This window comes from Variovorax sp. 38R (assembly GCF_014843395.1).
GTDB classification, from domain to species: domain Bacteria; phylum Pseudomonadota; class Gammaproteobacteria; order Burkholderiales; family Burkholderiaceae_C; genus Variovorax; species Variovorax paradoxus_H.
In genome coordinates this window covers 4,050,254-4,062,940 of sequence record NZ_CP062121.1, presented here as the reverse complement: position 1 = coordinate 4,062,940, position 12,687 = coordinate 4,050,254, and the positions used below count along the sequence as shown (strand labels likewise).

At 71.5% G+C, this 12,687-nt stretch carries 1 protein-coding gene; it reads left to right on the top strand.

Annotated features, from left to right (window positions below; genetic code table 11):
- The first annotated feature begins 134 nt into the window (after positions 1 to 134).
- Complete coding sequence (locus IG196_RS18675) at positions 135 to 12,632, top strand: filamentous haemagglutinin family protein (RefSeq protein ID WP_192192304.1); 12,498 nt, start codon at positions 135 to 137, stop codon at positions 12,630 to 12,632.
- Positions 12,633 to 12,687: the final 55 nt, after the last annotated feature.

The following is a 12,687-nucleotide window of genomic DNA, read 5'->3' as shown; positions in this document are numbered from 1 at the left end:
TCTGTGACGCGGCTGTGAAAAAAGCAGCGCTTCGTCTTCGTTCGCAAATTCTCCCGAACTTTCGTGCCGCGCGTGTCGGTCGCATCCCGTGAGCCCGGTCTCTTCTCCAGAACGGTTTTTCTCTGGGGTATGACATGAGCAACAAGACATTCCGCCGCGCGCCGGTCGCGCACGCCGCCGCCCTCGCGCTGGCCATGGCGGGCCTGGCGGGCAATGCACAGGCGCAGCGCGCCTTCAGCGCCGCATGGATGGCGCAGAAGAACGTGGCGCAGGGCACGGCCGTGGTCACGGGCTACCTGCCGAACGGCACGCCGGCCTCGATGCTGACGAACCCGCTGGCGCAGCAGCAGAAGGCCAACGAGCAGCTGCGCCAGTCGCTCGGCAACCTGGGCCTCGCGGCGCAGGCGATTGCCGCGCAGCAGGCCGCACAGGCCGCGGCGCGCGCCGCTGCGCAGAACGACCCCTCGGTGCCCGACGGGCTGGCCGACGGCGGCCTGAAGGTCGACACGAATTCGCTGAGTGCTGGCTGGCTCAATGCCCGCGCGCTGAACCGCGACTCGCAGCAGCAAGTCAACGGCCGCACCGTCGTCACCGTGGAGCAGACCGGCGACAAGGCCATCCTGAACTGGGAAACCTTCAACGTCGGGCGCAACACCACGGTCGATTTCAAGCAGCAGGCCGACTGGGCCGTGCTCAACCGCGTGAACGATCCGAAGGCGCGGCCGTCGCAGATCCAGGGCCAGATCAAGGCCGATGGCACGGTGCTCATCGCCAACCGCAACGGCGTGGTGTTCAGCGGCACCAGCCAGACCGATACGCGCAACCTCGTGGCGGCAGCCGCGCACATCGGCGACGACCAGTTCAAGGCGCGCGGCATCTATTCGAACGACACCGCGCCGAGCTTCACCACGGCGAAGGACGACCTGGGCAAGGTCGAAGTGAAGGCTGGCGCGCGGCTGACCACCAAGGAGCCCGGCTCCGTCACGCAGGGCGGCGGTTATGTGCTGCTGCTCGGCAAGGAAGTGGCCAACGCCGGCGAGATTGCCGCGCGCAAGGGCCAGGTGCAGCTCGCGGCGGGCGACAGCTTCGTGATCCGCAAGGGCGTGGGCACCGAGGCCAACGCCTTCTCGACCACGCGCGGCAACGAGATTGCGCCGCAGTTCGTGGCCGACAGCACATCGGGCAAGGTGAGCAACACCGGCCTGCTCGTGGCGCGCGAAGGCGACATCACGCTCGCCGGCCGCGATGTGCGGCAGGACGGCGTGGCGCTAGCCACGTCCACCGTGTCCGCGCGCGGCACGGTGCACCTGCTGAACTCGGCCGCCGACACGCGCGGCAACGTGGCGCTGGGCAGCGGCGCGGTCACGGCCGTGCTCATCGAGGACGACGGCAAGGCCAGCGCGTTCGACAGCCAGCGCGATGCGCTCCTCAAGGAATCGGCCGCGCAGGACACCGCACGCGCGCTCGTGCCGCCGGGCCTCTTCGACAACCTCTCGCGGTTGTCGGACCGCCGCGACCAGTCGCGCATCGAGATCGTCTCGGGCGGCGACATCCGCTTCGAGGGCGAGTCGCTCACGCTCGCCACCGGCGGGCAGATCGCGGCCAGTGCCACGCGCCGCAGCTTCGTGGCCGACAAGGCGCGCCTGGACGTGTCGGGTGCGGTGGGCGTGAACGTGTCGATGGAATCGAACAACGTCAAGGTCAACGTGCAGGGCAATGAAATGCGCGACGCCCCGCGCAACCGCGAGAGCGGCAAGCTCTTCAACAACGACGTGTGGATCGACCGGCGCAAGCTCGTGCGCGTGGCGCCCGGCGTGGGCGGCTATGAAGGCGAGCGCTGGTATGCGGCGGGCGGCCTGCTGGAGGTCGGCGGCTACCTGGGCAACCAGGGCCACGGCGTCGGCGAATGGGCCGCGCAGGGCGGCACGGTGGTGCTGGGCGGCAGCGAGGTGGTCACGCAGGCGGGCTCCAACGTCAACCTGTCGGGCGGTTCGCTCAATGTGCAGACCGGCGTGATCTACCAGACCTGGCTCAAAGGCAGCGACGGGCGCCTGTACAGCCTGGACAAGGCCCCGTCGGACCTGTTGTTCGACGGCGTCTACAAGGGCTTCGAGGCCGAGCACGTGCGCTGGGGCAAGGCGAACACCGACTACTTCTACAACCCGCTGATCGGGCCGCAGCGCAAGCTGGAAAACGGCTACACCGTCGGGCGCGATGCGGGCCGGCTGGTGGTGAGTGCACCCACGGCGGTGCTCGAAGGCGAGATCGTGGCCGAGGTGTTCAACGGCGCGCAGCAGACGCGCGCACGCGACGCCGCGCTGGACGACGGCTACCGCCAGTCGCAGACGGCGGTGGCGCGCGGCGGCGTGCTTGCGGTGGGGCGCTACGGCGCGCAGGGCCGCATCGACCTGTTCGACACCGACGTGCGCTTCGGCGACGTGGCACCGATCACGCAGCAGATGGCCGCGGCTGACGCGCTCGCTGCCGAGCGCATCAACACGCTGTGGCTCGATGCGGCGCACCTGAATGCGCAGCACCTGTCGGTGCTGGACATCGGCACGCGCGGCAGTGTGACCACCGAGAAGGCGCTCACGCTCGCCGACGGCGGGCGCATGAACCTGCTTGGTGCGTTCATCGACATCGGCGCCGACGTCACGGTGCGCGGCGGCACGCTGGAGGCCGGCAATGTCTTCACGTCGCCGGTGGCGGGCGCGCAGCCGCGCGTGCTGGTGAAGGACGCCGATTCGTCGCTCAGCGTGCGCGACGGCGTCACGCTCGACCTGCGCGGACGCCGCGTCGACATCGGCACGGCGCCCGAAGACTCGGCCACGCTCGCGGTCATCGACGGCGGCACGGTGCGCCTCGAATCGACGCACGGCGTGACGATCGGGCAGGGCAGCCTCATCGACGTGTCGTCGGGTGCCGCACTGCTGGCCAAGGGCAAGCAGAAGGGCGGCAAGGGCGGCAGCGTGGCGCTGGTGGCCGACGCGGCCATCGCGGGCCCCGAAACGAAGGGGCGCCTGTCGCTGGGCGGCGAGATCCGCGGCCACGGCGTGAACGGCGGCGGCACGCTGAAGCTCGAAACGGGCAACGCGCTGCTCATCGGCCCCGACCCGGCCACCTCGGATGCGACGCAGCTCGTGCTCGACGCGTCCCGCCTGCAGTCGGGCTTCTCGACCTACGACCTCAACGGCCACGCGGGGCTCACGGTGGCGCCGGGCGCGCAGCTCGACGTGGTCATGCCGGTCTACCGCATCGCGCCCGGCGCCGGTGCCGACCATGAAGGCGGCATCGCACTGCAACTGTGGACCCCGCTGCTGCTGCAGCAGGACGAGGTGAACCGCCAGGTCGTGCAGCGCCAGGGCGCCGACCTCGTGCTGCGTTCGCAGCGCCGCAACACCGAAGGCGGCAACCTCGCCATCGGCGCGGGCGCGGTGGTGACGGTCGACGCGGGCCGCTCGATCCAGCTGCTCGGCGGCGGCAAGAGCAGCTTCGTGATCGACGGCCGGCTCAACGCCTGGGGCGGGCGCATCGGCATCGACATCGAGGCCCCGGCCTTCACGATGCCCGAGAGCCCGTCGTTGCAGCCGCACCAGCGCTCGGTGTGGATCGGCGAAGGCGCGGTGCTCGACGTGGCGGCGCGCGCACAGACCGGCGTCGACGGCGACGGCCGCCGCTATGGCACGGTGCGCAACGGCGGCACCATTGCCATCGGCGGCGGGCTCGACTGGGAAGCCAAGGGCGCGGCCAACGCACCCGACCTCGCGATCGTCATCCGCCCCGGTGCAGTGCTCGATGCCTCGGGCAGCCACGCGCGCACCGACGTGCCGGCTGGCAGCCTGTGGCGCGAGCTCGACGTGGCCAGCGACGGCGGCACCATCGTGCTGAAGTCGGCGCACAGCTTGTACCTCGACGGCACGCTGCGTGCCCACGCGGGCGGCGCGAATGCGGCGGGCGGCACGCTCGCGGTGGCGCTCGAAGCCCCGGTGTTCTCGAAGTTCTTCGCCGCCGACGACGCCGTGCGGCAGGCGCGCGAGCTGGTGCTGTCGCAGACGCAGCAGCCCAGCGGATTGCCGGCGACGCTCAAGCCGGGCCATGCCGACGCGGCACTGGCCTACGGCAAGGGGCGCCTCGGCGTGGACCAGGTGCGGGACGGCGGCTTCGGCAACCTGTCGCTGCTGGTCAACGGCCTGCTGAGCTTCGACGGCAACGTCGACCTCACCACGGCGCAGAGCCTGCGCATCTACGCCGGCAGCTTTGCGCTGGCCGACAGCGCGGCGACCGATGCGAACGTGCGGCTCGCCTCGTCGTATCTGCGGCTGGCCGGCGTGACCGGTGCGCCCACGAAGGACGGCGAGGTGGTCTACACCACCACCTGGCGCCACGGCGCATCGACCCGCGCGAGCGAGGCGGTGTTCACGGCCGAGGCCGACCACATCGACATCCGCGACCGCGTGGGCTTTGGCGCGCACGGCGAGATCGCCATGACGGCCGGCCCCGCGCAGGTGGTGGACCGCCGCGGCTTCGACACCGTGAACATGACGAGCCGCGGCGACCTGCGCCTGCTCGGCGGCACGCCCGCGCTCGGCCTGCTCGGCGCGACCACGACCGAGCTGGCGACGATGGGCGACCTCACGCTCACCGCCGCGCAGATCTACCCCGCCACCGGCGCCAATGCGCAGATCCGCGCGGGCTACGACACGGGCCGCGTGCTCGACATCCACCGCCAGGTCGAAGGCGACGTGGCGATGCCGCAGTCGGCGTTCGGCATCCTGGCGCTCGGCGGCGACACGGTGCGCCAGGGCGGCATCGTGCGCGCGCCGCTGGGCAACCTCATCGTGGGACAGGACGGGCGCAGCACCTACGAGGCGCGCGCCAGCCTGGTCGACCTGCTGCCGGGCAGCATCACCTCGGTCAGCGGCGCGGGGCTGCTCATGCCCTACGGCGGCACGACCGACGGCATCGGCTACAGCGTCGCGGGCAATGCCATCGACAAGCGCGCCATCGGCAGCAGCGGAATATTGCTCACGGGCGACAGCGTGGTCGGGCATGCCGGCGCGCTGCTCGACCTGTCGGGCGGCGGCGAGCTCACGGGCGCGGGCTTCGTGAGCGGGCGAGGCGGCTCGGTGGATGTGCTGCGCACGCCGCTGGCCAATGCCAACCCGGCCAACACCTTCAGCAAGGCGGGCAACGGTGTGTACGCCATCGTGCCGGGCTTCCAGGGCGGCTATGCGCCGGTGTCGCCGGATGCGGGCGCGGGCGAGCCGGCCATCGGCCGGCAGGTCACGCTCGACCACGACGTGGGCGGGCTCAAGGCCGGCACCTACACGCTGCTGCCTTCGACCTATGCGCTGCTGCCCGGTGCCTTCCGCGTGGAAGTGGGCGCGCCCAGCGCGCTGCCCGCCACGCCGCTGCCGGCCGGTTACGGCTCGTACGTGGCGAGCGGCTACCTCGGCGTGGCGAACACGGCGGTGAAGTCGTCGCTGGCGAGCCCGCTGGTCGTCACGCCGGCGGCCGTGGTGAAGCAGCACGCCACCTACAACGAGATGGGCTACGACGCCTTCGTGGCGGCCGATGCGGCACGCCGCGGCGGCGTGCGCGGCGAGATCGCGGCCGACGCGCGCAACCTGCAGCTCGACTACTTCTATTCCAAGCCGAAGGACGGCGTGTCGATGCTGCAGTTCGACGGCACGGCGCTGTTCAACCCGGCGGCCGGCAGCGCAGGCTTCGGCGGCACGCTGTCGGTGACGGCCGTCGCCCTCGAGGTGACGGCGCCGGGCGCCGGACGCACGGCCGGGTTCACGGGCGCGTCGGTGCAGTCCGACCAGCTCAATGCCTTCGGCGCGCCCCGGATGATCGTGGGCGGCCGGATCGATCTGCCCTATGCCGACAACTACGCGACCTTCAAGTCAAACGCCGGCCACGTCGTCGTGCGCAGCGGCGCGACCTTGCGCGGCGCGGAAATCTTCCTCGTGGCCGGTGGCTACGGCGACGGCATCCAGGTGGAGCAGGGCGCGTCGCTGAACACGCTCGGCGCCGGCGCGCCGGCCTACGACTCCACCGACGGCGTGGTGTTCTCGCCGGACCGTACCGCGGTGCTGGGGCTGTCGAACGGCTGGATCAACCTGATGCCGCCCGTCGCCGAGGCCACGCCCGTCACGATCCAGGTCGGCGCGTGCCCGAGCGGTGCGTGCAGCGGCCAGACCACGCTGTACGGCGAGGGCACGCTGGCCGTGGCCACGAACCGCTCGTTCACGATGGCCGACACTGTGCGCTACGGCGCGAAGAACCTGCTGCTGGCTGTGTCCTCGGTCAACCTGGGCAGCGACGCGGCGCTGCAGCAGGCGGCCGCCAACGGCCAGCTGCCGTCGGGCCTGTCGATGAACCAGGGCATCCTGGCGAACCTGCTGGCCGGCAACAAGGGCGAGGGCGTGCCCGCGGTTGAGACGCTGGTGCTGAACGCGCGCGAGTCGGTCAACATCTACGGCGGGGTGTCGCTGGACACGCTCGACCCCACCACCGGCGTGTCGTCCATCGAGCGGCTGGTGCTGGGCACGCCGGCCATCTACGGCTACGGCAGCGCGGGCGACACCGCGAAGATCACCACCGGCGAATTCATCTGGACCGGCCTCACGCCGCGTCCGCCCGGCAGCGGCGAAATCTTTCCCGGCGAGAACGCACCGGGCGGCGCCATCGGCAGCCTGCTGGGCCACGGCACGCTCGACGTGTCGGCCGCGCGCATCGTGCTGGGCCATGCGCCCAACACGCAGCCCGACGCGGGCTTCTCGGCAGACCGCCTGGCGCTGGGCTTTGGCACCGTCAACCTGAACGCGAGCGAGCGCATCACGGCGAACGCGAAGGGCACGCTGGGCGTGTACGAGCAGCAGGGTGCGTACGTGACCGGCAAGGGCTACGACTACAGCGGCGGCCAGCTGAACCTGCGCGCACCGCTGCTCACCGGCGAGGCCGGGTCGAACAACCGCATCACGGCGGGCGGCGACATCGTCGTGAGCGCACCGGCAGGCGCACAACCGGCCGGCGACGTGCCGCTGGGCGCGCAACTGGCGCTCACGGGCCGCAACATCACCATCGACGGCACGGTCGGCCTGCCCTCGGGCAAGCTGCAGCTCACGGCCAGTGGCGACGTGACGCTGAGCGCGGGGTCGCGCATCGACCTCGCGGGCCGCGCCGTGAAGTTCTTCGAGCAGACGCGCTACAGCCGCGGCGGCGACCTCGAAGTGACGAGCACCGCGGGCAATATCGTGCAAACCGCAGGCTCGGTGATCGACCTGTCGGCCACGCACAACCGCGGCGGCACGATGCAGGCGACGGCACTGGGCGCCGGCGCGGGCCGCATCGACCTGGGCGGACGCATCCTCGGCACGGCCAGCGGCGCCTACGACGCGGGCGGCACGGTGGTGCCGTACGACGCGGCCGAGATCAATGTGCGCGGCCAGACCGTGGCCGACTTCGCAGGCCTGAACACGCGCCTGAACGAAGGCGGCGTGACCGGCGCGCGGCGCTTCCAGGTCAAGCAGGGCGACCTCGCCATCGGCGACGAAGTGAAGGCGCGCGTGGTTGAGGTGACGGTCGACGGCGGCAGCCTCACGGTGAACGGCCGCATCGACGCGAGTGGCTTCCAGCCCGGCGCGATCCGCCTCGCGGCGAAGGGCGACCTTACGGTCAATGGCACGCTTGACGCGCACGCCACCGGCCTGCGCGTGGACAGCTACGGCAAGATCATCGACAGCCCGAACCGGGCCATCGTCGACCTCACCAGCACGCAGGGCACGCTGACTCTGGGCAGCAGTGCGGCCATCGACCTGCGCGCGGGCACGGGCGTGAGCGCGGCGCAAGGCAACGACGGCGCATCGCGCGGCACGCTCGCGCTGAACGCACCGCGACGCGGCGACAACGACGTGGCGGTGAACGTCAACGGCACGCCCACGATTCAGGGCGCGAAGACCATCGCCGTCAACGCCTTCCGCACCTACAGCGACGCACCGCTGGCGGACGCGCCCGACGTCACGGGCCACGTGCCGCAGCTCATCACGCAGAAGTACCTCGACGAGATCGACGGCCACAGCAGCGCCTTCATCGACAAGGCGCTGGCCAACACCTCGCTCTCTGCGCGCCTCGCGGGCCTGGGCAGCTACCACCTGCGCCCCGGCGTGGAGATCGTCAGCCAGACGGCCGACGGCGACCTCAGCGTGGTCGGCGACATCGACCTCTCGGGCTACCGCTACGGCCCGGGTGCGAACCGCAACGATCCGGCGCGGCGCGGCTTCGGCGAGCCCGGCGTGCTGGTGATCCGTGCGGGCGGCAACCTCAACGTGTACGGCAGCATCAACGACGGCTTTGCGCCGCCGCCGGCCACGCCCGACGACAAGGGCTGGTACCTGACCGAGCAGCGCTCGAAGTTCGGCACGCCGTTCACGCCCGACGGCGGTGACATCGTCGTGCCGATCGACGGCGTGGTGCTCGACAAGGGCACCGTGTTCCCGAAGGACGCGCTGCTCAACTACGACGTGCCCGCCGAAGCCATGGTGCTGCCGACCGGCACGGTGCTGCCGGTGACTGTGACCCTGGGCGCGGCCTACACGCTGCCCGCCGGCACGGTGCTGCGCGCCAACGTCTACTACGCCGACGGCAGCCTTCGTCTGAAGGCGGGCACGGTGCTGGGCGAGACCGTGACGCTCGACAGCGGTATGCAGCTGGGCGCAGGCACCGCGCTGCGCGGCGAAGCCAGCGTGCAGGCGATGGTGTGGCCCAAGGGCGTGCGCCTGCCGGTCGCGATGAAGGCCGACGGCACCATCGCGCTGGCGCGCGGCGCGCTGATTCCGTCGATGACCGATGTGCAACTGCCGGGCGACGCGGCCGTGAACCTGCGGCCCGAAGTCGACGGCGTGCAGGGCCGCAACTGGGCCGTGGCGCCGATGCTGGGGCAGGGCGCGACGAGCTGGAGCCTGCAGCTCACGGCTGGCGCCGACCTCGACTCGGCCGACCGCCGCGCGGTCGACCCGGCCAAGCATGGCGCACTCATCCTGGCCGACAGCCACGCGATGTACAACGTCAGGCTCACGCCGGGCGGCAGCGGCTTCGTGTGGGGTCCGAACGGGCCCATGTGGGGTCACGACGAGGGAACGCCGATGGACCCGCTGGATTTCGAGGCGGGCTACTGCGACTGGGGCGGCGAGGGCACCTGCAAGGTCGATCCGGCGCGCCTCTCCTATTTCTGGGGGCCCAACGGCGCCGACTGGGACCCGAGCTTCGTCGAGGGAACCCCGGTCTCTCCGGAATACGTCACCCTCTGCGAGTGGGGGCCGGGCATCTGCACGACGGTCATCAACCCCGTCAAGGACGTCACCAAATACACGCCGCTGTCGCCGATGTTCAGCGTGCTGCGCACCGGCACCGGCGACCTGGGCCTGGCGGCGGCCGGCAACTTCGTCATGGAGTCGCCGTTCGGCGTCTACACGGCCGGCACGCGCTCCGCGCCGCTGCTCGATGCCAACGGCCTCGATCCTTTCAACCTCGCACGCGGCAAGGCGGTCGGCGGCTCGGTGATCGGCCCGCAGACGGCGGACTACAGTGCGGCGCTCGCGGCCTACCAGGCCTGGTACCCCGAGCACGGCGGCAACCTGGACATCGCGGTGGGCGGCAACGTCGTCGGCGATGTCTGGGGCCACTTCGCGGGCGAGCGCGCACAGGCGCCGAGCGCCGCGGTGGGCAGCTGGCTGTGGCGCCAGGGCTCGGGCACGGCCCTGGCCGGCAGCGACCGCATCGCGACGTCGTGGTGGATCAACTTCGGCACCTACGCGCTGCCGGCCGGCGTGCAGTTCAGCACCGACAGCAGCCCGGAGCCCTACCTGGTGGGCTTCACCGGCATGGGCACGCTGGGCGGCGGCAACCTCACGCTGCGCGCGGGCGGCGACGCGGGCCTCACCACACGGCTGGGCGAAGGCCAGATCTGGCAGCGCAGCGAAGCCATTGTGGCGGCGGTCGGCAGCACGGGCCGTGTCGATGCGAACGGCCGGCTGACGCTCACGGGCGGCGGCGACCTGCAGCTGCGCATCGGCGGCGTGGTCAATCCGAACCTGGCCGCTGCGCAGTACGCGAGCTATGGCACCAACGCGCAGTACCAGGACCTCAACGGCGCCCTGGTCAACCTGCGCGGTGCGGCCCACGTGTCGGCTTCCGCCATCGGCGGCATCGAGCTGCGCTACCGCAAGGCCGAGCGTTCGATTCCGGGCCAGGAAGGCGATGCGATGGACACGCGCCCGATCAACCCCTTCGTCCCGACCATCGGCATCGGCAACGCGGGCATCGTGCTCGTGCCGGGCGATTCGGCGATGTACCTGGACACACCGGGCGATCTGGTGCTCACGAGCGTGGCCGATGCGGGCCGCGCGCGGGTGCCGAACAGCTCGGGCTTCACGTTCGGCGGCGCCGAGTACGGCATCGGCCAGGGCTGGTTCACGCTGTGGACCGACCGCACCGCGATCAACCTGTTCAGTGCGGGCGGCAACCTCACGCCCGGCACCGACCTGGCGAACCTGCAGCCCGGCGGTCGGTACCTCGGCAGCATCAACACGAGCGACAGCGTCACGGTCTATCCGTCGATCCTGCGTGCGACGGCGGCCTCGGGCAGCCTGTACTACGGCTTCTCGGCCACGCCCGCCACGCAGGCGCCCGGCCGCGCGATGGTGCTCGCACCGTCGCCGTCGGGTGCGCTCGAGTTCCTGGCGGGCAACTCGCTGTTCGGCGGCGGCTACCCGGTCGGCATGTCGGGCGCGGTCACGCCGCTGCCGACGCCCTGGGCGCCTGCGTTCGTCGGCTACGACGCGATGCAGCGGCCGGTGGTCTACAACACCAGCCCGGAGGGCTCGTTGACCGGGTCGCTCGGCGTGCCGAACTACGGGGAGGTCGACCGCTATCCGCTGTTCGCCTTCGGGCCGGACACGCTGGGCAGCCGCGCGCTGCACGCGGCCGATGCGCCGCCCTCGCTGTTCTATGCCGCGCGCGGCGACATCCTGGGCCTGGCCAGTGGCACGGCGCGCAAGGTGGATGCCAGCGGCCTGCCCGTGCCCGAAACCTGGTACCGCTCGGCCGCACCGGCGCGCATCCGCGCCGGGCGCGACATCGTCGGCACCGAGGCGCTGATCGTGAACAACGACGCGCGCGACGTGTCGCTGGTGCAGGCCGGGCGCGACATCCTTTACGCGAACCTGCAGGTCGCGGGCCCCGGCACGCTGGAGGTTTCGGCCGGCCGCCACATCACGCAGGACGACCGTGCCAGCGTGGTCAGCCGCGGCGCGCTGGCCGAGGGCGACACGCGCCCCGGTGCGAGCATCGCGATGATGGCCGGCATGGGCGCCGCAGGCCCGGATTTTTCGGCCATCGCCGACCGCTACCTCGACCCCGCGAAGCGCGCCGAGTCGGGCCCCGGCCAGTCGCTCGCGAGCCAGCCGGGCCGCGTGGTGAAGACCTACGACGCCGAACTGGCCGCATGGCTGAAAGAGCGCTACGGCTTCGTCGCCACGAGCGCCGACGTGAAGGACCCGGGCAGTGCGCTCGCGTACTTCAAGGCGTTGGCGCCGGAGCAGCAGCGCGTGTTCTTGCGCGGCGTGTACTTCGCCGAGCTGCGCGCCGGTGGCCGCGAATACAACGACGTGGACGGCCCGCGCTACGGCAGCTACCTGCGCGGTCGCGGCATGATCGCCACGCTGTTCCCCGACCTCGACGCGGCGGGCCAGGAAGTGGTGCGCACCGGCGACATCATCCTGTACGGCCCCTCGGGCGTGCACACCGACTTCGGCGGCGACATCCAGATGCTCGCACCGGGCGGGCAGATCGTGGTGGGCGTGCAGGGCGCGGTGCCGCCGGGCAGCGCGGGCGTCATCACGCAGGGCAGCGGCCACATCCAGCTGTTCAGCGAAGGCAGCCTGCTGCTGGGCCTGTCGCGCGTCATGACCACCTTCGGCGGCGACGTGCTGGCCTGGTCCGAGCAGGGTGACATCAACGCCGGCCGCGGCTCCAAGACCACGCTGGTCTACACGCCGCCCAAGCGCGTGTACGACAACGTCGGCAACGTGAAGCTGTCGTCGCAGGTGCCCAGCTCGGGTGCCGGCCTGGCCACGCTGGCGCCCATCGCCGAAGTGCCGGCGGGCGACATGGACCTGATCGCGCCGCTGGGCACCATCGACGCCGGCGAGGCGGGCATCCGCGTGTCGGGCAGCGTGAACCTCGCGGCCTTGCAGGTGGTGAACGCGGCCAACATCCAGGTCAAGGGCGAGTCCGCCGGCCTGCCGGTGGTGGCGTCGGTGAACGTGGGCGCGCTGACCAACGCCAGCGCCGCGGCCTCGCAGGCCACGGCAGCGGCGCAGGACGTGATGCAGCGCGAACGCGCGGTGGCACGCCAGAGTCTGCCGTCGGTGTTCTCGGTGCGCGTGCTGGGCTTCGGCAACGAGCCGGCGGACGGTGCCGCGGCGCCATCCGATGCGGGCCGTGCCACGGCACGCCCGGTGGGTTACGACGAGACCAGTCCGGTGCAGGTGCTGGGCCGCGGGCCGCTGGGCGATGCACAGAAGACGAAGCTCACGGCGCAGGAGCGGCGCTTGTTGGGGCAGTGACAGGGAAGGGCGGCAGACGGCGGCAGATGAAATTTTTGTGACAAACGACATTCCG

Excerpts from the sequence above, each read along its gene's own strand:
- IG196_RS18675 (WP_192192304.1), top strand. The coding sequence starts at position 135 with ATGAGCAACAAGACATTCCGCCGCGCGCCGGTCGCGCACGCCGCCGCC.